The organism is Streptomyces sp. NPDC047014 (assembly GCF_040644195.1).
Classification (GTDB): domain Bacteria; phylum Actinomycetota; class Actinomycetes; order Streptomycetales; family Streptomycetaceae; genus Streptomyces.
The window spans coordinates 1-20,822 of record NZ_JBEYVX010000101.1; the positions used below are offsets into that span (position 1 = coordinate 1).

Sequence of the window (20,822 nt, forward strand, 5' to 3'; positions counted from 1 at the left end):
GGCCGAGACGGCGGCCACGGCGGCCGCGGCGAGGAGCTGGCGGCGGGATGCGGGGAGCGGCACGCGCCGGACCCTACCCCCGCGCCCCGGGCGGGACGGGGAGTGCGGGGGCGTGGGCGTGTCGGTGCGGGCCCCCGGCGGAGACGTCGGCGGAGGCGCCGGGCGCGGCCGCCGGCCAGTGCTCCTGGAGGGTCCGTACGGCCTCGGTGATCGCGGGCCGGCGGGTGGCGCCGGTCCGCCACAGGGCGTACAGCCGGCGCACCGGGCCCGGCTCCAGCGGCACGGCAACGGCCCCCGGCGGCAGGGCTCCCGTACCCAGCCGGGGTACGACGGCCACCCCGAGCCCGGCCGCGACCAGTGCGACGACGGTGTGGTTCTCCTCGGCGACATGCGCGATGTCGGGCTCGAAGCCGGCGGTGCGCAGGGTCCGCATCAGCCAGTCGTGGCAGACCCGGCCGGGCGGCTGGCAGATCCAGCGCTGGCCGCCGAGATCCGCCCGCCGGACGGTCCGGCGGGCGGTGAAGGGATGCCCGGCCGGTACCACCAGATCGCAGAGGTCGTGCCCGATCAGGGCCTGCTCCACCCCCTCGGGGGCGGGCAGCGGGGCGATGTCCCAGTCGTGGGCCACCGCGAGGTCGGTGACGCCGCGGGCCACCAGATCCACGGACAGGTGCGGGTCCACCTCGGTGAGGCGGACGTCCAGCGCCGGGTGCCGGCGGGCCAGTTCGGCCAGCACCCCGGGCAGCAGCCCGCGGGCCGCCGAGGCGAAGGCGGCCACCGTCAGCAGTCCGCCGGGCCGCCCGCGCCGCTCCTCCAGGGTGGTCTCGGCGCGCTCCACGATCGCCAGCAACTCCTGGGCGGTGTCGGCCAGATGGCGGGCCTCCTCGGTGAGCGCCACCCCGCGCCCGCGCCGCTCCAGCAGGGTGGTGCGGGTCTCCCGTTCCAGCTTGGCGATCTGCTGGGAGACGGCGGAGGGGGTGTAGCCGAGGGCGGCCGCGGCGGCGGCCACCGAGCCGTGGACGGAGACGGCGTGGAGGGCGCGCAGCCGGGAGAGATCGAGCACGCTCCCATCGTGGCACCGCCCGTATGCGTAAGCAATGCTTCATCCATCGGGGAAGAGATCCGCGCTGGTGCTTCATGGTCGGCCGGTCGATGCTCGGTACATGCGTCCCGTACACACCGCCCTCGCCGTGCTCGTCGCGGCCGTCTGGGGCTTCAACTTCGTGGTGATCGAGATCGGCCTCGGCCACTTCCCGCCGCTGCTGCTGTCCGCCCTGCGCTTCCTCGTCGCCGCGCTGCCCGCCGTGTTCCTCGTCGGGCGCCCCAAGGTCGCCTGGAAGTGGATCCTCGGCGTCGGGGCGGCCCTCGGCATCGCCAAGTTCGGCCTCCTGTTCACCGGCATGGCCGCGGGCATGCCCGCCGGGCTGTCCTCGCTCGTCCTGCAGATCCAGGCCGTCTTCACCGCCGTGCTCGCCGCCGTCGTGCTGCGCGAACGGCCGGGCCGGGTGCGGCTGTACGGCATGGGCGTGGCCCTCGCCGGGATCGCCGTCGCCGCGGCCGACGGGGGCACCTCCGGTCCGGTGCTCGGCTTCGCCCTGGTCGTGGCCGCCGCCGCCTGCTGGGGCGTCTCCAACGTGCTGACCCGCAAGGCGTCCCCGCCCGACGCGCTGAACTTCATGGTGTGGGTGTGCACGGTCCCGGTGCTGCCGCTGCTGGTGCTGTCGCTGCTGCTGGAAGGGCCCGAGCGGGACCTCGCCGCGCTGCGCGCCCTGGACTGGTCCGGGGTGGGTGTCATCGCCTACGTGGCGTGGATCTCCACCGTGTTCGGCTTCGGCGCCTGGGGCTACCTGCTGCGCCGCTACCCGGCCTCGGCGGTGGCCCCGTTCAGCCTGCTGGTGCCGGTGTTCGGGATGACCTCGGCGGCGCTGGTGCTGGGGGAGCGGGTGTCCGGGATGCGCTGGCTCGCGGCCGTACTGCTGGTGGGCGGGGTGGCGCTGACCTCGCTGGCCCCCGCGCGCGCCCGGACCCGTACGGCCGTCAGCGCGGGGAGCCCGACCGAAGCGGCAGCCGCCAGTCCTGCCCGGTGAGGGAGACCCCGTACGAGCGGTGCGGGCGCTCGGCGACCAGGGTGAACCCGGCCCGCCGGTACAGGGCGCGGGCGTCGGCGAGCACGTCGTCGGTCCACAGCACCAGCTCGCGGTAGCCCACGGAGCGGGCGAAGGCGACGGCGGTGCCGACGAGCAGGGTGCCGATGCCGCGCCCACGCAGGTCCGGGTCGACGAGGAGGAGCCGCAGCCGGGCGGTGCCGGGCGCGCCCTCGTGGCGTACGCACATCACCGAGCCGACCGGGCGGCCGGCCAGCTCCGCGATCCAGAGCCGTTCCAGGTAGGGGTCGTGGTCCTCGGCGAAGTCCGCGACGACCCGGGCCACCGCCCCCTCGAACTCCGCGTTCCAGCCGTACTCGGCGGCGTACAGCGCGCCGTGCCGCTGCACGATCCAGCCGAGCTCGCCGGGGCGGGGGTCGCGCAGCCGCACCGCTTCCGGCCCGGAGGCCACGGATGCGGAGGCCGCGGATGCGGAGGCCACGGATGCCTGAGGTGCCTCTGGCGTGTCCATGGCGCCCGAGGATAGCGCGGGGGGCGGGCCGGGGGGACGGTCCCGGCGCCGGGTTCCCGCCCGCGCCTTCCGCCGTACGGGCTGCCTGTCGCTACTTCTTGCCGCCGCCGAGGATCTGGCCCAGCAGGTCCCCGAGGCCGCCGTCCGCGCCGCCGGAAGCCGGGGCACCGCCCGCGGCGCCCCCGGGCGCCTTCCGGGCCGCCGCCCGCTTGGCGAGGACCGTCAGTACCACCGGGATCAGCATCTCGACGACCCGGACGACGGCGGCCGCGGGCAGGCCCGTCTTCTTCGCGACGGCCCTGGCCACGGGCCCGCTCACCTTGGCGAGCACGCCGGCCATCATCCCGCCGCCCAGCAGGCCGCCCAGCCCGCCGCCGAGCGTGGCCACGCCCTGCAACGGGGGCTCGGCCACCTCCGCGAACGCCTGGCGCACCTCCGCCCCGTCCTCGTCGTCGGCCCCGGCCTTCTGCCGGAGGTCGCCGGTCATGGCCCCGACCGTGGTCGCGACGGTGTCCCGGGCCCCGGCGGTGTCCGTGCCGAGCACCGAGGCGATCTCGCCCAGCCGGTCCTCGCCCAGCTCGCCCAGCACCTCGTCCTGGAATGAAGGTTCGCTCATGCCTGAAACGCTACGTGTGTCCCGATTCGCCAGCACCTCGGGTAGGCATTGGGTAACGGAAACGTAAATCTGGCCCTCCTGATGCAACCCTCCGGGGGGACCGCGGGTCGTATGGTGCGTCGGCACTTCCGGGGAGGGATCCGGGGGGATCGGGAAGTCCGGCGAGGGAGGGGTAACCGTGAGGGGGTCCGGCCGCGAGGCGGGACCCCCTTCGCGCTGTCCGGGGCCCTGCCCGGCCTCCTGTCCACAGCCCTGACGGGATGTCGGCCCCGCCGGGTAGCGTCGGGCCATGGCAATCGAGCGGGCAGCGGAGCGGGCACCGGCCGCGGTGCAACTGGCGGTCGTCGAGGGCGTGCTCGAACGCATCACGTACGCCAACGAGGAGAACGGCTACACGGTCGCCCGCGTGGACACCGGCCGCGGCGGCGACCTGCTCACCGTCGTCGGCTCGCTGCTGGGCGCCCAGCCCGGCGAGTCCCTGCGCATGGAGGGCCGCTGGGGCTCCCACGCGCAGTACGGACGGCAGTTCACCGTGGAGAACTACACCACCGTGCTGCCCGCCACCATCCAGGGCATCCGCCGCTACCTGGGCTCCGGCCTGATCAAGGGCATCGGACCGCGGATCGCGGACCGGATCGTGGAGCACTTCGGCACCGACACCCTCGACGTCATCGAGGCCGAGCCGAAGCGGCTCATCGAGGTGCCGGGCCTCGGCCCCAAGCGGACGAAGCTGATCGGCGCCGCCTGGGAGGAGCAGAAGGCCATCAAGGAGGTCATGGTCTTCCTCCAGGGCGTCGGCGTCTCCACCTCCATCGCCGTGCGCATCTACAAGAAGTACGGGGACGCCTCCATCTCGGTGGTGCGCAACCAGCCCTACCGCCTCGCCGCCGACGTATGGGGCATCGGCTTCCTCACCGCCGACCGCATCGCCCAGGCCGTCGGCATACCGCACGACAGCCCGGACCGGGTCAGGGCGGGCCTCCAGTACGCCCTGTCGCAGTCCGCCGACCAGGGGCACTGCTTCCTCCCCGAGGACCGGCTCATCGCCGACGGGGTCAAGCTGCTCCAGGTGGACACCGGGCTGGTGATCGACTGCCTGGGCGAGCTCGCCGCCGATCCGGAAGGGGTCGTACGGGAGCGGGTGCCCGATCCGCAGGGCGGGCCCGACCCGCTGACCGCGGTGTACCTGGTGCCCTTCCACCGGGCCGAGCTGTCCCTGGTCGGGCAGGTGCGCCGGCTGCTGAACGCCGAGGACGACCGGATGCCGGCCTTCCAGGACGTCGACTGGGACAAGGCCCTGGCCTGGCTCGCCACCCGGACGGGGGCCGCGCTCGCCCCCGAGCAGCGGGACGCGGTCCGGCTCGCGCTGACCCGCCGGGTGGCGGTGCTCACGGGCGGGCCCGGCTGCGGCAAGTCCTTCACCGTACGGTCGATCGTCGAGCTGGCCCGCGCCAAGAAGGCCAAGGTGGTGCTGGCCGCGCCCACCGGCCGCGCGGCCAAGCGGCTCGCGGAGCTGACCGGGGCCGAGGCGTCCACGGTGCACCGGCTGCTGGAGCTCAAGCCCGGCGGGGACGCGGCCTACGACCGGGACCGGCCGCTCGACGCCGACCTGGTCGTCGTCGACGAGGCGTCCATGCTCGACCTGCTGCTGGCCAACAAGCTGGTCAAGGCGGTGGCCCCGGGGGCGCACCTGCTGCTCGTGGGCGATGTGGACCAGCTGCCGTCGGTGGGAGCCGGGGAGGTGCTGCGGGACCTGCTCGCGGAGGGCGGCCCGGTGCCCGCGGTGCGGCTGACCCGGATCTTCCGGCAGGCCCAGCAGTCCGGGGTGGTGACCAACGCGCACCGCATCAACACCGGGGTCCCACCCATCACCGACGGGCTGCCGGACTTCTTCCTCTTCCCCGAGGAGGACACCGAGGCCGCGGGCGTGCTCGCCGTGGACGTGGCGGCCCGCCGGATCCCCGCCCGCTTCGGCCTCGACCCGCGCCGCGATGTGCAGGTGCTCGCCCCCATGCACCGCGGCCCGGCGGGCGCCGGGAACCTCAACGGGCTGCTCCAGCAGGCCATGACCCCCGCCCGGCCCGGTCTGCCGGAGAAGCGCTTCGGCGGCCGGGTCTTCCGGGTGGGCGACAAGGTCACCCAGATCCGCAACAACTACGAGAAGGGCGCGAACGGCGTCTTCAACGGCACGGTCGGCGTGGTCACCGGCCTGGACGCCGACGAGCAGCGGCTGACCGTCCGGACCGAGGAGGACGAGGAGATCTCCTACGAGTTCGCGGAGCTGGACGAGCTGGCCCACGCCTACGCCGTCACCATCCACCGCTCCCAGGGGAGTGAATATCCCGCGGTGGTGATCCCGGTCACCACCGGAGCCTGGATGATGCTCCAGCGGAATCTGCTCTACACCGCCGTGACCAGGGCCAAGAAGCTGGTCGTCCTGGTCGGCTCCCGCAAGGCGCTCGGCCAGGCGGTGCGTACCGTTTCCGCAGGCAGGAGGTACACGGCGGTCGCGCCGAGGCTGTCCGGACGCGTACCGGTGGGAAACATCACCTAGATGATCGATCATTTGGGGTTCCCGCACCGGTGCGGAGGGGGCAGGATGAGCAGGTTGGCGGCACTCAGTGCCGTCAGAAACACCAAAGGCCGACCCCGAGTGCACTCTCCTGCGCCAAATGGGGGAAGGTAGAGGCAGTCAGGGCACCTCGAAGAAGAGGCACTACGTCGGTGAGGGATGACGTGAGCGACAACTCTGTAGTACTCCGGTACGCGGACGGTGAATACACCTACCCGGTGGTCGAGAGCACCGTCGGCGACCAGGGCTTCGACATCTCGAAGCTGCGGGCCCAGACCGGGCTCGTCACGCTGGACAGCGGCTACGGCAACACCGCCGCCTACAAGTCCGCGATCACCTACCTCGACGGTGAGCAGGGCATCCTGCGGTACCGCGGCTACCCGATCGAGCAGCTGGCCGAGCGTTCGTCCTTCATCGAGGTGGCGTACCTGCTGATCAACGGCGAGCTGCCGACCGTCGACGAGCTCGCGTCGTTCCGCAACGAGATCACCCAGCACACGCTGCTCCACGAGGACGTGAAGCGCTTCTACGACGGCTTCCCGCGGGACGCGCACCCGATGGCCATGCTGTCCTCCGTGGTCAGCGCGCTGTCGACGTTCTACCAGGACAGCCACAACCCGTTCGACGAGAAGCAGCGCCACCTCTCGACGATCCGCCTGCTGGCCAAGCTCCCGACGATCGCGGCCTACGCGTACAAGAAGTCGGTCGGCCACCCGGTGGTCTACCCGCGCAACGACCTCGGCTACGTCGAGAACTTCCTGCGCATGACCTTCTCCGTGCCGGCCCAGGAGTACGACCTGGACCCGGTCGTGGTCTCGGCGCTCGACAAGCTGCTGATCCTGCACGCGGACCACGAGCAGAACTGCTCCACCTCCACCGTGCGCCTGGTGGGCTCCTCGCAGGCGAACATGTTCGCCTCGATCTCCGCCGGCATCTCGGCCCTGTGGGGCCCGCTGCACGGTGGCGCCAACCAGTCCGTCCTGGAGATGCTGGAAGGCATCAAGAACGACGGCGGCGACGTCGACGCCTTCATCCGCAAGGTGAAGAACAAGGAGGACGGCGTCCGCCTCATGGGCTTCGGACACCGTGTCTACAAGAGCTTCGACCCGCGCGCGAAGATCATCAAGGCCGCGGCGCACGATGTCCTCTCGGCGCTCGGCAAGAGCGACGAACTGCTGGACATCGCGCTCAAGCTGGAGGAGCACGCGCTCGCCGACTCCTACTTCGTCGAGCGCAACCTCTACCCGAACGTGGACTTCTACACCGGTCTGATCTACCGGGCGATGGGCTTCCCCACCGAGATGTTCACCGTGCTCTTCGCGCTCGGCCGGCTCCCCGGCTGGATCGCGCAGTGGCAGGAAATGATCAAGGAGCCGGGTTCCCGCATCGGCCGCCCGCGCCAGATCTACACGGGCGAGGTCCTGCGCGACTTCGTGCCCGTAGAGGCCCGCTGACCCGAGGCCCTTCCGCCGCCCGGCCCCCGGCCGTGAGCGGTGCACCACCCGGTACGCGAGAAGCGCCCCGCCGTAGATCCCCCCACGGGTCGACGGTCGGGGCGCTTCCCTTTTCCCCGGGACGGATTCCCCCCACGGGACCCGAACCGGGGCGTCGGTGTGCCGGGACCCGTTCAGCTCGGGAGGGCCGCTCAAAGCCTCCCCGCGGGCACGCGTCCCGGCCGGCGGATGCCTCGGAAAACCCCCAGGTCTCCGTGGAACGTCCCCCAAGACGTTCACTGGCATCGCCCCATTAGACCCATGACGCCCCCGGATGGTTACGTCGCGATCACTGTGATCTGCGTCTCCCGTGAAGGAAGTGTGAGGGCCGTGGGGAGGAAGATCCGCTAGCGGAATCGGCGCAGCCGCAGGCTGTTGGTCACCACGAACACCGAGGAGAAGGCCATCGCCGCTCCCGCGATCATCGGGTTGAGCAGCCCGGCGGCCGCCAGCGGCAGCGCCGCCACGTTGTAGCCGAAGGCCCAGAACAGGTTCCCCTTGATGGTGGCGAGGGTCCGGCGCGAGAGCCGGATCGCGTCCGCCGCCACCCGCAGGTCGCCCCGTACGAGGGTCAGGTCCCCGGCCTCGATCGCGGCATCGGTCCCGGTGCCCATGGCGAGCCCCAGGTCCGCCTGCGCCAGCGCCGCCGCGTCGTTGACCCCGTCCCCGACCATGGCGACCGTACGGCCCCGCGCCTGGAGGTCGCGTACGACATCGGCCTTGTCCTGCGGAAGGACCTCGGCGATCACTTCCTCGATGCCGACCTCGCGCGCCACCGTCTCCGCGACGGCCCGGTGGTCACCGGTCAGCAGGACGGGGGTCAGGCCCAGCGCGCGCAGCCGGGAGACGGCCTCGGCGCTGGTCTCCTTCACCGCGTCGGCCACGGTCAGCACCCCGCGCGCCTCGCCGTCCCAGGCCACCAGCACGGCCGTGCTCCCCGCGGCCTCGGCGGTGGCCTTGGCCTCCGCGAGGCCGGCGGGCAGGGTGATCGACCAGTCGGCCAGCAGCCGCTCGCGGCCCACCAGGACGGCGTGCCCGTCGACGACCCCCTGTACGCCGAGCCCCGCCAGGTTCTCGAAGCCCTCCGGCACCGGCAGCTCCCCGGCCCGCTCGGCCGCGGCGCTGGCGACGGCCCGTGCGATCGGGTGCTCGGAGGCGTGCTCCAGGGCCCCGGCCAGCCGCAGCAGCTCCCGCTCGTCCACACCCTCGGCGGCGAAGACCCCGGCGAGGCTCATCCGGCCGGTGGTGACGGTGCCGGTCTTGTCCAGGACGACGGTGTCCACGCGGCGGGTGGACTCCAGTACCTCGGGCCCCTTGATCAGGATGCCGAGCTGGGCGCCCCGCCCGGTGCCGACCATCAGCGCGGTCGGCGTGGCCAGCCCCAGGGCGCAGGGGCAGGCGATGATCAGGACGGCCACGGCGGCGGTGAAGGCGGCGGTGGCGTCGCCGGTGATCAGCATCCAGGTGATCCAGGTGCCGAGCGCGAGCACCAGTACGACGGGGACGAAGATCCCGGAGATCCGGTCCGCGAGGCGCTGCACCTCGGCCTTGCCGTTCTGCGCCTCCTCCACCAGCCGGGCCATCCGGGCGAGCTGGGTGTCGGCGCCGACCCGGGTGGCCTCGACGACCAGGCGTCCGGAGGTGTTCACGGTGGCTCCGGTGACGGGATCGCCGGGGCCGACCTCCACGGGCACGGACTCGCCGGTCAGCATGGCGGCGTCCACGGCCGAGCTGCCCTCGGCCACGGTGCCGTCGGTGGCGATCTTCTCCCCGGGCCGGACCACGAACCGGTCCCCGACCGCGAGCGCGCTCACCGGGACGCGCACCTCGCGGCCCGCGCGCAGGACGACGACGTCCTTGGCGCCCAGCTCCATCAGGGCCTTGAGGGCGGCGCCCGCCTTCCGCTTGGAGCGGGCCTCCAGATAGCGGCCGAGCAGGATGAAGGTGACGACCCCGGCCGCGACCTCCAGGTAGAGGGCGGAGGAGCCGTCGGAGCGGGAGACGGAGAAGTCGAAGCCGTGCCGCATCCCCGGCATGCCCGCGTGGCCGAAGAACAGCGCCCACAGGGACCAGGCGAAGGCGGCCAGCGTGCCGACGGAGACCAGGGTGTCCATGGTGGCCGCGCCGTGCCGGGCGTTGGTCCAGGCGGCCCGGTGGAAGGGGAGCCCGCCCCAGACGACGACGGGGGCGGCGAGGGTCAGCGAGAGCCACTGCCAGTTGTCGAACTGGAGGGCGGGGATCATCGACAGCAGGACGACGGGCAGGGCGAGCGCGGCGGAGACCAGCAGTCTCTGCCGCAGGGCGGCGAGCACCGGATCGGCCGCCTCGGGCCGGTCCTCCGGCGCGCCCTCCTCCGGGGCGGGCGGTGCGGGCGGGGCCGGCTCCTCGGCGGTGTAGCCCGTCTTGACGACGGTCGCGATCAGGTCCTCGACCTGTACGTCGCCGCTGTAGGAGACGCGGGCCTTCTCGGTGGCGTAGTTCACCGTGGCCTCGACGCCGTCCATCCGGTTGAGCTTCTTCTCGATGCGGGCCGCGCAGGAGGCGCAGGTCATCCCGCCGATCGAGAGTTCGACCGCCGTTATCGGTCCGTCGTGCACTGTGCTGGTCATGTTCCGGCTCCAGGGGGATGGCCGGGCCGTACGGAACCAGTATGAGCTGGACGGTACGGCCCGGCGGGGTGCCGCGGAGTGCCGCGGGTGCTGCGTTACTGCTGGTGTCGCGGGTGGTGCTGGTGCTGCTCGTACTGCTTGTCCTGCGGGGGAGGGCGCGGTCGCCGCTCAGACCTGGCCGGCGAACTCGTAGCCGGCCTCGTCCACGGCGGCGCGGACGTCCTCCTCGGCGAGCGGGGCGGCGGAGACCACGGTGACCTCGCCGGTCGCGGCGACGGCCTTGACGGAGCTGACGCCCGGCAGGGCGGACAGCTCGCCGGTCACCGCGCCCTCGCAGTGGCCGCAGGTCATGCCGGTCACCCGGTAGACGGTGGTGGTCTGGGTGTCCGTCTCGGCGGTCATGTCGTTCTCCTCTTTCAGGGGTGCGTCCGGTCGCCGGGGTGGCGGCCGATGGGTCCACCGTCCTCCCGACGCGTCGAGACTATACCCCTGGGGGGTATAAAGCGAGCGCAGGCGTGCCCCGTTTCGCGCGGCTGTGCGGGCTACTCGTCGCGCCGGCCCCGGTTTCCCGGGCGGCGGGCCACCCAGGCGCGGACCGTGTCGGCGTACCAGTAGGGCTTGCCGCCCTCCACATGGTCGGGCGGGGGCAGCAGTCCGTGCTTGCGATAGGAGCGCACGGTGTCCGGCTGGACCCGGATGTGGGCAGCGATCTCCTTGTACGACCACAGCTGTCGGTCGCTCATGCGGGGACACCTCCTTGGCCACGCCGCGGTGCGGCCGGGAGGCCGTCGGGGGAGACCGCGCGTGGACGCTGACGATCACTCGGGTTGTGCCCGGCGAACGACGCGGGACGGGCGCCGGGGAGGGGCTGTCGCCCGCCTGTGACGGAAAACCCGCGTAACGGGGACATCCATGACGAAAAGAAGACCCCTGTGACCCGGACGGCACACGGGTCACAGGGGCCACCAAGGCCGAGGACAGCGGAGGAACCGCCGGTCAGCGGTACAGGGCCGGGCGCTCCACCAGCTCCACGGCCGTCCGTACGCCCTCGCGCGCCGCCGCGAGGCCCGCCTCCGAGACGGCCGCCGCCGCGTAACCGTCCCAGGCGTCCGGCCCGGCCACCCGGCCGCGCGCCGCCGCCGACACCCACCGCCGCAGCTGCCGGTCGTAGGCGTCGGAGAAGCGCACCGTGAAGTCCTGGGCGATCTCGCCGCCCCAGCGGCCCGCCGACTGCACCACCATCGCGTGGCCGTCGCCGATCCGCGCACTGCCCGCTTCGCCGACCGCCTCGCACTGCACCTGGTAGCCGAAACCGCAGTTCACGAAGATCTCCACATCGACCACGGCCCCGCCGGAGGTCTCCATCAGCACCAGCCGCGGATCGCTCAGCCCCGCGGGCGCCGCCGCCGAGGGCCGGGGCGAGAGCACGGTGACGGCGGTGATCTCCTGCCCCAGCAGCCAGCGGGCCGCGTCCACCTCGTGCACCACGGAATCGCTGATCAGCATGTCGCTGGTGAAGAAGGAGGGGGAGGAGGCGTTGCGGTGCCGGCAGTGCAGGAAGAGCGGCCGCCCGATGCCGTCCGCGTCCAGCAGCGCCTTCAACCGCTCGTACTCGGCGTCGAACCGCCGCATGAACCCCACCTGCACCAGCCGCCGCCCCAGCCGCTGCTCGGCCTCCATGATCCGCAGCGCCCCCGCCGGATCCGGGGTCAGCGGCTTCTCGCAGAGCACCGGAAGCTCCCGCTCCAGGGCCCGCAGAATCGCTTCCTCATGGGCCGGGCCGGGCGATGCGATCAGTACGGCCTCCACCCCGGGCGCGGCCATCGCCGCCGCCGGGTCGGTGTGCGCGCTCGCGCCCTCCAGGCCCGCCGCGACCTCCTTGACCCGGTCCCCGTCCGGATCGGCCACGGCCACCACCCGGGCGCCGCCGACGGTCCGCCCGAACCGGCGCACGTGGTCCGCGCCCATCTTCCCGGTGCCGATGACGGCGATGCCGAGCGTGCGGGTCATCTCGTATCCCTCCCAGGGGGTCAGCGGGCTCCGCAGGAGCGCAGGTAGGAGCGGGTGCGGCGGGCGATCGGCAGCGGCCGGTCCGGCGGGCAGGGGTACATGTCCTGCTCCACGATGGCGAACAGGTCCACCCCCAGGCGCTGCGCGGCCGCCAGGACCGGTTCCAGCGCGGGTACCCCGGCGGGCGGTTCGCACATCACCCCGAGGCCCACCGCCGGACCGAAGGGCAGCTCGCGGGCGACGACCTCGGCGAGGATCCGCGGGTCCACCTGCTTGAGGTGGAGGTAGCCGATCCGCTCGGCGAAGGTCTCCAGCGCCTGGACGCTGTCGCCGCCGCAGTAGGCGTAGTGGCCGGTGTCCAGGCAGAGCGAGACCAGGTCCGGATCGGTGGCGTCCAGGAAGCGGGCCACGTTCTCCGGGGTGTCGATATGGGTGTCGGCATGCGGATGGACCACGATCCGCAGCCCGTACCGCTCCCGCACCTCGCGGCCCAGCCGCTCGGTCTGGGCGGCCAGTTCGCGCCACTGCGCGGCGGTCAGGGTGCGGTCCTCCAGCACCGTGCCCGTCTTGTCGTCCCGCCAGAAGGAGGGGATGACGACAAGATGGGCCGCGCCCATCGCCTGCGTCAGCGCGGCGATCCGCGACACGTGCTCCCAGGTCTCCTCCCAGACGGCGGGCCCGTGATGGAGTCCGGTGAAGACGGTCCCGGCCGAGACCCGCAGTCCCCGCCGCCCCGTCTCCTCGGTCAGGCGGGCCGGATCGGTGGGCAGATAGCCGTACGGGCCCAGCTCGATCCACGCGTACCCGGCGTCGGCCACCTCGTCGAGGAACCGCCACCAGGGGGTCTGCCGCGGATCGTCCGGGAACCAGACACCCCAGGAGTCCGGAGCCGAACCGATGCGGATACGGGTCAACGCGGGCGGGGAGGACGTCATAACGGCCACCTTAGGGTGGAGGACGAGTGGGAGGACTGACTGTGAGCGGCACCGGCGATCCGATCGCGTTCGACCTGATCACGATGGGCCGGATCGGGGTGGATCTCTACCCGCTGACGACCGGCGTACCACTGGCCGACGCGGACACCTTCGGCAAGTTCCTCGGCGGCTCCGCGGCCAATGTGGCCGTCGCCGCCGCCCGGCTGGGCCGCCGTGTCGCGCTGGTCAGCCGGACCGGGGCGGACCCCTTCGGCGCGTACCTGCGGCGCGAGCTGCGGGAGTTCGGGGTGGACGAGCGGTGGGTGACGGAGGTCGCCGCGCACCCCACCCCGCTCACCTTCTGCGAGATCTTCCCGCCGGACCACTTCCCCCTCTACTTCTACCGGCTGCCCAAGGCGCCGGACCTGGAGATCGCGGCGGAGGAGGTGGACCTGGAGGCGGTACGGGCGGCCCGCGTGTTCTGGGCCACCGGTACGGGCCTGAGCGAGGAGCCCTCGCGGGCGGCGACCCTGGCCGCCCTGGAGGCCCGCGGCCGGGCCGGTACCACCGTGTTCGACCTGGACTGGCGGCCGATGCTGTGGCGGGAGAAACCGGGGCCGTCCTACGAACGGGCCCTCGCGGCGGCCACGGTGGCCGTCGGCAACGCCGAGGAGTGCGAGATCGCCACGGGCGAGTCCGACCCGCACGCGGCGGGCCGCGCGCTGCTCGCGGCGGGCGTGGAACTGGCCGTGGTCAAACGGGGCCCGCGGGGGGTACTGGCGATGCACCGCGACGGGACGGTGGTGGAGGCGGAGCCGGTGGAGGTGGACGTGGTCAACGGGCTCGGCGCGGGAGACGCGTTCGGCGGGGCGCTGTGCCATGGGCTGCTGGCGGGGTGGGAGTTGGCGCGCGTCGTGCGCTACGCCAATGCGGCGGGGGCCATCGTGGCCTCCCGGCTGGAGTGCTCCAGCGCGATGCCGTTTCCGTCCGAGGTGGAGGAGGTGCTGGGCCGTGCCGGTGCTCTCTGAGTGGGAGATGAACTGGACGCGCCTGCGGGTCCTGACCCTGGCCCCGGGCGAGCGCCACGCCTTCGCCTGCGGCGACGCCGAATGGATCGTGCTCCCGCTGTCGGGCGCCTGCGAGGTCCATTGCCGGGCCCTGCCCGGACCCGCGCCTCAAACGCCGGCGGGGCTGGATGACGCGGGCCCGAGCCTGGAGGAGGTGCCGGGGCCTAATCCAGCTGCGCCGGCGGAAGCGCACGGCCGGCAGGGGCCAGATCCAGCCTCCCTGGCGGAAGCGGACGGCCGGCAGGGGGCACATTCAGCCTCGCCGGCGTTTGAGGCGCGGGGGAGCGGGGGCGGAGCCCCCGGAGCGGAGTCGCACCTGTTCCGGCTGCGCGGCAGGAGCGGGGTGTTCGCCGGCCCCACCGACTTCGCCTACCTCCCCCGCGACGCGCGAGCGGAGATCCACTCCGCCGCAGGAGGCCGCTTCGCCCTCGCCGGAGCCCGCTGCACGCACCGCCTCCCCGCCCGCTACGGCCCCGCCGAGACCGTCCCCGTCGAGCTCCGCGGCGCGGGCACCTGCTCCCGCCAGGTCAACAACTTCGCCGCCGCCACCCCCACCGGCTTCGCCTGCGACCGCCTCATCGCCGTGGAGGTCCTCACCCCCGGCGGCAACTGGTCCTCGTACCCCCCGCACAAGCACGACGAGCACCACCCCGGCGAGGAATCCCGCCTGGAGGAGATCTACTGGTTCGAGATCGCCCCGCACGGCGACACCCCCGGCCTCGGCTACCACCGCGTCAGCCCCTCCCCGGCGGGGAGGACCGACCTGCTCCAAGAGGTCCGCACCGGCGACGCCGTCCTCATCCCCGACGGCTGGCACGGCCCCTCCATCGCCGCCCCGGGCCACGACATGTACTACCTCAACGTCATGGCCGGCCCCGGCGAGACCCGCGAATGGCTGATCCGCGACCACCCCGACCACGCGTGGATCCGCTCCACCTGGCCCGGTCAGCCCGTCGACCCCCGGCTGCCCTTCCCCACGACCCGAGCGGAGGACCCCCGGTGAGGCTCACCGTCGCCCAGGCCCTCATCCGTTTCCTGGCCCGCCAGTACACCGAACGGGACGGCCACCGCCACCGGCTGATCGCCGCCACCTGGGGGATCTTCGGCCACGGCAACGTCGCCGGCATCGGACAGGCCCTCCTGGAGACCGGCGGCACCGGCCCCGACGCCATGCCCTTCCTGCAGGGCCGCAACGAGCAGGCCATGGTGCACGCCGCCGTCGGTTACGCCCGCCAGAGCGGCCGGCTCTCCGCCCACGCCGTCACCACCTCCATCGGGCCCGGCGCCACCAACCTCGTCACCGGTGCCGCCCTCGCCACGATCAACCGGATCCCGGTGCTCCTGCTGCCCGGCGACACCTTCGCCACCCGCCCCGCCGATCCCGTGCTCCAGCAGCTCGAAACGCCCCACGCCGGGGACCTCTCCGTCAACGACGCCCTGCGCCCCGTCTCCCGCCACTTCGACCGCGTCACCCGCCCCGAGGCCCTGATCCCGGCCGCCCTCCAGGCCATGCGCGTCCTCACCGACCCGGTGCAGACCGGGGCCGTCACCCTCGCGCTGCCGCAGGACGTGCAGGCGGAGGCGTACGACTGGCCCGCGGAGTTCTTCGCCGAGCGCGTCTGGGGCGTGCGCCGCCCGCGGCCCGACCGCGCCGAGCTGGCCGCCGCCGCCGAGGCCGTACGGGGCTCCGCGCGCCCCCTGCTCATCGCCGGCGGCGGGATCCGGCACAGCCGCGCCGAAGCCGCCCTCGCCGCCTTCGCCGAGGCCACCGGGATCCCGGTGGCCGTGACGCAGGCGGGCAAGGGGGCGCTCCCGCACGGGCATCCCGCCGAGGTCGGCGGGATCGGCCACACGGGGACGGCCACCGCCGACGCCCTCGCCCGGGAGGCCGATCTGGTCCTGGCCGCCGGGACCCGGCTGAGCGATTTCACCACCGCCTCCTCGACCCTGTTCCAGGATCCCGCCGTACGGTTCATCGGCCTCAACCTGGACCCGTACGACGCCCACAAGCTCGCCGCCCGCCCGCTGGTCTGCGATGCCCGCGAGGGCCTCGACGCCCTCCGGGAGGCGCTGACCGGCTACCGCGCGGAGCCCGCGTACGAGACGGCGTACCAGGAGGAGGGCCGGCGCTGGGAGGAGCGCGTCGACCGGGCCTACGCGGTCTCCGCCGCGGACGAGGAGCTTCCGCCGACCCAGGTCCAGGTGCTGGGGCTGCTCGACGCCCTGGCCGACGGCACCGACATCCTCGTCAACGCGGCCGGATCCCTCCCGGGTGACCTGCACAAGCTGTGGCGGGCCCGCTCCTCGGACCAGTACCACGTGGAGTACGGCTACTCCTGCATGGGCTACGAGATCCCGGCCGCGATCGGCGTCGCGCTGGGCGCGCCCGGCCGGCCGGTGTGGGCGCTCGTCGGGGACGGGACGTACCTGATGAATCCCACCGAGATCGTCACCGCCGTGCAGGAGAACATCCCGGTCAGGCTGCTGATCCTCGACAACCACGGCTACGCCTCCATCGGCGGCCTCTCGGGGGCCGTCGGCGGGGAGGGCTTCGCCACCGGCTACCGCTTCCGGGCGCCCGACGGCTCGTACACCGGGGACCCCCTGCCGGTGGACCTCGCCGCCAACGCGGCCTCCCTCGGGATGGCTGTGATCCGCGCCCGCACCACGCGTGACCTGCGGGAAGCCCTGGCCGAGGCGCGTTCGGCGACCCGGCCCACATGTGTCTACGTACAGACCCGAACGCCCGACACTGTGTCGGGCCCGCCCCCGGCACAGGCGTGGTGGGATGTTCCTGTGGCCGAGACCGCGACCCGCAAGGCGGCGGCCGAGGCCCGTGACGAGTACGACCGGCAAGCCGCGCAGCGACGTCGCCATCTGTGAAGGAGCAATAGGCATGAAGACCGTCAACCACTGGATCGGTGGCAAGACCGTCGAGGGCGCGTCGGGCAACTACGGCCCGGTCACCGACCCGGCCACCGGCGAGGTCACCACGCAGGTCGCCCTCGCGTCGGCCGAGGAGGTCGACGCCGCGGTACGCGTGGCCAAGGAAGCCTTCCTGTCCTGGGGCCAGTCCTCGCTGGCCGCCCGCACCAAGGTCCTCTTCGCGTACCGGGCCCTGCTGGACGCCCACCGCGACACCATCGCGGAGCTGATCACCGCCGAGCACGGCAAGGTCCACTCGGACGCGCTGGGCGAGGTCGCCCGCGGCCTGGAGATCGTCGAGCTGGCCTGCGGGATCACCACCCAGCTCAAGGGCGAGCTGTCCACCTCCGTCTCCAGCCGGGTGGACGTCTCCTCGATCCGCCAGCCGCTGGGCGTGGTCGCGGGCATCACCCCGTTCAACTTCCCGGCGATGGTCCCGATGTGGATGTTCCCGCTGGCCGTGGCCTGCGGCAACACCTTCGTGCTCAAGCCGAGCGAGAAGGACCCCTCGGCCGCCAACAAGCTGGCCGAGCTGGCCACCCAGGCGGGCCTGCCGGACGGTGTGCTGAACGTGCTCCACGGCGACAAGGTGGCCGTCGACGCGCTGCTCGCGCACCCCGACATCGCCGCCGTCTCCTTCGTCGGCTCCACCCCGATCGCCCGCCACATCCACACCACCGCCTCCGCCAACGGCAAGCGCGTGCAGGCCCTCGGCGGCGCCAAGAACCACATGCTGGTGCTGCCCGATGCCGACCTGGACGCGGCCGCCGACGCCGCCGTCTCCGCCGCCTACGGCTCCGCCGGCGAGCGCTGCATGGCGATCTCCGCGGTCGTGGCGGTCGGCGCCATCGGTGACGAGCTGGTGGAGAAGATCCGCGAGCGCGCCGAGAAGATCAAGATCGGCCCCGGCAACGACCCGGCCTCCGAGATGGGCCCGCTGATCACCGCCGCCCACCGCGACAAGGTCGCCTCGTACGTGAAGGGCGCCGCAGGCCAGGGCGCGGACGTGGTCCTGGACGGCACCGGCTACACCGTCGAGGGCAACGAGAACGGCCACTGGATCGGCCTCTCCCTCCTGGACCACGTGCGCACCGACTCCGACGCCTACCGCGACGAGATCTTCGGCCCGGTGCTGTGCGTGCTGCGCGCGGAGACCTACGAGGACGGCGTGGCCCTGATCAACGCCTCGCCGTTCGGCAACGGCACCGCGATCTTCACCCGTGACGGCGGCGCCGCCCGCCGCTTCCAGCTGGAGATCGAGGCGGGCATGGTCGGCGTCAACGTCCCGATCCCGGTGCCGGTGGGCTACCACTCCTTCGGCGGCTGGAAGGACTCGCTCTTCGGCGACCACCACATCTACGGCAACGACGGCATCCACTTCTACACCCGCGGCAAGGTCGTCACGACCCGCTGGCCGGACCCGTCGGAGGGCCACGCGGGCGTGGACCTGGGCTTCCCCACCTCCCGCTGAGCCCCCTTCTCCGAGACCCCCGGCCCACCTTCGCGGGCCGGGGGTCTCGCGTTCATGGGCAGGGGGTCTCGCGTGTTTGAGGTCAGAGCTTCGACCAGACGTCCGTGGCCGCGCGGGTGCTCCAGACCGCGTCCGCATGGCCGTAGTCCGGGATCACCGTGAAGGTGACCCGGGTGTTGCCGCCCGCGCGGATGAGCTCGGCGCCCCGGGGATGGTCGCCGCGGCCCAGTTCCGTGTTGATCCAGGTCACCTCGGCCCGGATGCGGTCCCAGGCGATGCCGTACAGCTCGCCGTCGCCCGCCCAGACCGCCGCGAGGTCCCGCATCAGGGCGGTCGGGACGAGGCCGCTGCCGAGGGCTGAGGTCGCCGCGTGCCAGACCGGCAGCGGGGTGTGGGCCAGCGTGAAGCGGTCCTCGGCCGGGCTCGGGCCGAAGGTGTGGCTGCCCGCGCTGTGGCCCCGTACGTAGATCCAGTTCGCGGGACCGGGCAGCGCGGCCGTGCGGACCAGCGCGAAGTGGGCCAGCCCCGCATGGGTGAAGCGCCGGGAGGGGTCCGGCGGCCAGGGCGCGGGGGACACCCCGTCCGGATCGGCCACCGCCCTGGCGATCACGCCGGCGAGCCCCGGGTCGACGGTGGTGACACCCTGCGCGAGCTGCGTGGCGTAGGCGTCCCGGGTGGCGGCGGCCCGCTCGGCGAGTTCGCCGGTGTACGGGCCGGTCGTGTCCAGGGCCACCACCCGCCGCAGCCGGGGCGAGGTGTCGTGCGAGGCGGCGTCCAGGGCGAGGAGGGCGCCGGCGGAGTGGCCGGCATAGGTGTAGGGCAGTTCCAGTACGGAGTCCAGCGCGCCCACCACCGCCGCCAGGTCCCGGCGGTGCGCCTCCAGCCCCCACGCGGCGGTGATGTCGGCCGCGGTGGCGGCGTCCTCGCGCGGGGTGACGCCGACGACGAGGTAGCCGCGGCGGCGCAGCGCGTGGGCGAGGTTGTGGGCGCCCGGCCCGCCGGGGGTGAAGAAGTCGGCGGCGAAATTCAGCCCGCCGCCGGGCAGCAGGTAGACGATCCCCCGCGGGGCGCGCGCGGTGTCCGCGACCACGTCCACGGTGACGGGCGCGGGCCCGCCGTCGTCGACCGGGAGGGTGAGGCGGATCCAGCCGGAGCCCGGCAGATAGGCCGCGGTGCCGGTGCCGAGGGCCCGCTCGATACGGGACAGCAGCCCCGTGCCCTTGGCCGCGTCGCCGTGCCGTTGTTCCATTGCAGGAGCCTCCCCCTCGCGACGTGACGGCCGGATTCCGTCACCCGGGGACACTTTTGCCGGTCAGCGGGTTCCAGCCAAGTCCGGTAGGGCCTCGCGCTGTTCGCCCTCGGCGTGGCGGCGCCCGCGCAGCACCCGCCACGCGACCCCCGCCCCGGCCAGGAGCAGGAGCAGCCCGAGGGCGGGCCAGGGCACCGCGGTGAACTCCGTACCGGCGACGGCGACCAGCTCCGGGTGGGCCGCCGCGCCCGCCCTGATCCGTACGCCCACCCGGTCCGACTGCGGTGCGTCCGGCCAGGGTTCGGTGAGCTCGACCCGCTGGCCGGGCAGCAGGCTCAGCCGCAGATCCCGCTCCGGCCGGTCCAGCACCCGGCGCCCGAAGAGCCCGTCCGCGGAGAGCGCGACCCGGGGCTCGACGACCACGTTGCCCCGGTTGACCAGGGCGTACGTGACGGTGGCGCGGGCCTCGCGCACCCAGGGCAGCAGCGGGGCGGACCGGCGGACGCGGACGTCCTCCACGCTCAGCCCGGCGGTGACGGGCCCCGGCACGCGGAAGTACAGGCGGGCGCCCACCGACCGCTTCACGCCGACCTGGACCTTGCCCTCCTGCCGCACGCCCTCCACGGCCGTGCCGGCGGCGACGATCCCGCCGATGTGGTCGCCGGGGGTGGCGTCGGCCGGGACCCGGACGGTGAACGGGATGTCCTTGCGGCCCTTCGGGGGCAGGGTGACGGTCTCGCCGGTGCCGGGGGCCGGGGTGATCCACCTGCCGATGTCCTTCGGCGCCGTCTCCGCGGGGAGCAGGGCGAAGGCGCCGCCCTCCGGGGTGTTCACGGCGTCGGTGGCGAAGAGGCGGAGGGTCAGCTCGCGGTCGGAACTGTTCAGGACGGTGACGCTGTCCTCGACGGTGGTGCCGGCCGCGCCCTGGTGGAAGAAGTACGCCCGGTCGGTCCTGGCGGCGCCGGTGGCGGGGGTCGGGAACACCGCCCAGGTGCCGTTGTCCGCGGCGGCGGCCGGACCGGGCGGGAGGAGGAGGCCGAGGAGCAGGCCGAGGCCGAGGGCCAGCAGGGCGTACGGGGGCCGGCGGTACGGGGGCCGGCCGTACGGGGAGGTGCGGGGGCGGCGCGGGCGGCGTCGGGTCGGCATGGGCGCTCTCCGGTCGGCGCGGACAGGGGAAGGGGTGGTGGGGGGGGGGGGGGGGGGGCCCCCCCCGGCCCGGGCGGCCCGGGGGGGGGGCGGGGGGGGGGGGGCGGGGGGGGAGGTGGGGCAGGCGGGGAGGG

Annotated in this window: 16 protein-coding genes and 1 pseudogene; 7 read left to right on the forward strand and 10 right to left on the reverse strand. The window is 73.6% G+C overall.

The features are described from left to right. Nucleotides 1-73: 73 nt before the first annotated feature. Complete coding sequence (locus tag ABZ873_RS30355) at nucleotides 74-1,063, reverse strand: LysR substrate-binding domain-containing protein (RefSeq protein WP_360878735.1); 990 nt, start codon at nucleotides 1,061-1,063, stop codon at nucleotides 74-76. A 100-nt stretch (nucleotides 1,064-1,163) separates the two neighbouring features. Here ABZ873_RS30355 and ABZ873_RS30360 point away from each other — a divergent pair, with 100 nt between their 5' ends. After that, nucleotides 1,164-2,087 (forward strand): EamA family transporter, encoded by a 924-nt coding sequence (locus tag ABZ873_RS30360; RefSeq protein WP_360878738.1) that lies wholly within the window; start codon nucleotides 1,164-1,166, stop codon nucleotides 2,085-2,087. Here the strand turns inward: ABZ873_RS30360 and ABZ873_RS30365 are convergent. Together ABZ873_RS30365 and ABZ873_RS30370 are read right to left on the reverse strand one after the other, a co-directional pair. Further along, nucleotides 2,038-2,529 (reverse strand): annotated as a pseudogene (locus ABZ873_RS30365) (GNAT family N-acetyltransferase); the annotation flags it as partial. The gene ABZ873_RS30360 and the pseudogene ABZ873_RS30365 sit on opposite strands and share 50 nt — an antisense overlap. Before the next feature lie 178 nt (nucleotides 2,530-2,707). Next, complete coding sequence (locus ABZ873_RS30370) at nucleotides 2,708-3,232, reverse strand: DUF937 domain-containing protein (protein ID WP_360878741.1); 525 nt, start codon at nucleotides 3,230-3,232, stop codon at nucleotides 2,708-2,710. 289 nt (nucleotides 3,233-3,521) lie between these two features. Here ABZ873_RS30370 and ABZ873_RS30375 point away from each other — a divergent pair, with 289 nt between their 5' ends. Together ABZ873_RS30375 and ABZ873_RS30380 are read left to right on the forward strand one after the other, a co-directional pair. Then, nucleotides 3,522-5,786, forward strand: a complete 2,265-nt coding sequence (locus ABZ873_RS30375) for an ATP-dependent RecD-like DNA helicase (RefSeq protein ID WP_360878744.1) — start codon at nucleotides 3,522-3,524, stop codon at nucleotides 5,784-5,786. A 182-nt stretch (nucleotides 5,787-5,968) separates the two neighbouring features. Beyond that, nucleotides 5,969-7,258 (forward strand): citrate synthase, encoded by a 1,290-nt coding sequence (locus ABZ873_RS30380; protein ID WP_360878747.1) that lies wholly within the window; start codon nucleotides 5,969-5,971, stop codon nucleotides 7,256-7,258. A gap of 386 nt (nucleotides 7,259-7,644) precedes the next feature. Here the strand turns inward: ABZ873_RS30380 and ABZ873_RS30385 are convergent, their stop codons facing one another. The 5 genes from ABZ873_RS30385 to ABZ873_RS30405 form a co-directional block, all read right to left on the reverse strand. Further along, the gene (locus ABZ873_RS30385; protein WP_360878750.1) at nucleotides 7,645-9,906 is read right to left on the reverse strand and encodes a heavy metal translocating P-type ATPase; all 2,262 of its coding nucleotides are present in this window, start codon (nucleotides 9,904-9,906) and stop codon (nucleotides 7,645-7,647) included. A 168-nt stretch (nucleotides 9,907-10,074) separates the two neighbouring features. Continuing rightward, entirely contained in the window at nucleotides 10,075-10,308 is a 234-nt protein-coding gene (locus ABZ873_RS30390; protein ID WP_360878753.1) for a heavy-metal-associated domain-containing protein, read from the reverse strand. Nucleotides 10,309-10,448: 140 nt separating this feature from the next. Then, the gene (locus ABZ873_RS30395) at nucleotides 10,449-10,649 is read right to left on the reverse strand and encodes a MerR family transcriptional regulator (RefSeq protein WP_360878756.1); all 201 of its coding nucleotides are present in this window, start codon (nucleotides 10,647-10,649) and stop codon (nucleotides 10,449-10,451) included. Nucleotides 10,650-10,902: 253 nt separating this feature from the next. Continuing rightward, nucleotides 10,903-11,916 (reverse strand): Gfo/Idh/MocA family oxidoreductase, encoded by a 1,014-nt coding sequence (locus tag ABZ873_RS30400; RefSeq protein WP_360878759.1) that lies wholly within the window; start codon nucleotides 11,914-11,916, stop codon nucleotides 10,903-10,905. A gap of 20 nt (nucleotides 11,917-11,936) precedes the next feature. Next, nucleotides 11,937-12,851, reverse strand: a complete 915-nt coding sequence (locus ABZ873_RS30405; protein ID WP_360878762.1) for a sugar phosphate isomerase/epimerase — start codon at nucleotides 12,849-12,851, stop codon at nucleotides 11,937-11,939. 26 nt (nucleotides 12,852-12,877) lie between these two features. On the opposite strand from ABZ873_RS30405, the gene iolC reads away from it, so the two are divergent. Genes iolC through ABZ873_RS30425 form a run of 4 tightly spaced genes read left to right on the forward strand, consistent with a single transcriptional unit; the run spans nucleotide 12,878 to nucleotide 18,293 of the window. Continuing rightward, nucleotides 12,878-13,858 (forward strand): 5-dehydro-2-deoxygluconokinase, encoded by a 981-nt coding sequence (iolC, locus tag ABZ873_RS30410; RefSeq protein ID WP_360878765.1) that lies wholly within the window; start codon nucleotides 12,878-12,880, stop codon nucleotides 13,856-13,858. Nucleotides 13,859-13,865: 7 nt separating this feature from the next. Further along, on the forward strand, nucleotides 13,866-14,900 hold the full coding sequence (iolB, locus tag ABZ873_RS30415) for a 5-deoxy-glucuronate isomerase (protein ID WP_360878779.1): 1,035 nt from the start codon (nucleotides 13,866-13,868) through the stop codon (nucleotides 14,898-14,900). Continuing rightward, on the forward strand, nucleotides 14,897-16,780 hold the full coding sequence (iolD, locus tag ABZ873_RS30420) for a 3D-(3,5/4)-trihydroxycyclohexane-1,2-dione acylhydrolase (decyclizing) (RefSeq protein WP_360878768.1): 1,884 nt from the start codon (nucleotides 14,897-14,899) through the stop codon (nucleotides 16,778-16,780). The genes iolB and iolD overlap by 4 nt, the downstream gene beginning before the upstream one ends. Nucleotides 16,781-16,793: 13 nt before the next feature. After that, nucleotides 16,794-18,293 (forward strand): CoA-acylating methylmalonate-semialdehyde dehydrogenase, encoded by a 1,500-nt coding sequence (locus ABZ873_RS30425; RefSeq protein WP_360878771.1) that lies wholly within the window; start codon nucleotides 16,794-16,796, stop codon nucleotides 18,291-18,293. 82 nt (nucleotides 18,294-18,375) lie between these two features. Here the strand turns inward: ABZ873_RS30425 and ABZ873_RS30430 are convergent, their stop codons facing one another. Beyond that, nucleotides 18,376-19,542, reverse strand: coding sequence for a hypothetical protein (locus ABZ873_RS30430; protein ID WP_360878773.1), 1,167 nt, complete (start codon nucleotides 19,540-19,542; stop codon nucleotides 18,376-18,378). A 63-nt stretch (nucleotides 19,543-19,605) separates the two neighbouring features. Further along, complete coding sequence (locus tag ABZ873_RS30435) at nucleotides 19,606-20,688, reverse strand: DUF916 domain-containing protein (RefSeq protein WP_360878776.1); 1,083 nt, start codon at nucleotides 20,686-20,688, stop codon at nucleotides 19,606-19,608. Between the last annotated feature and the right edge of the window lie 134 nt (nucleotides 20,689-20,822).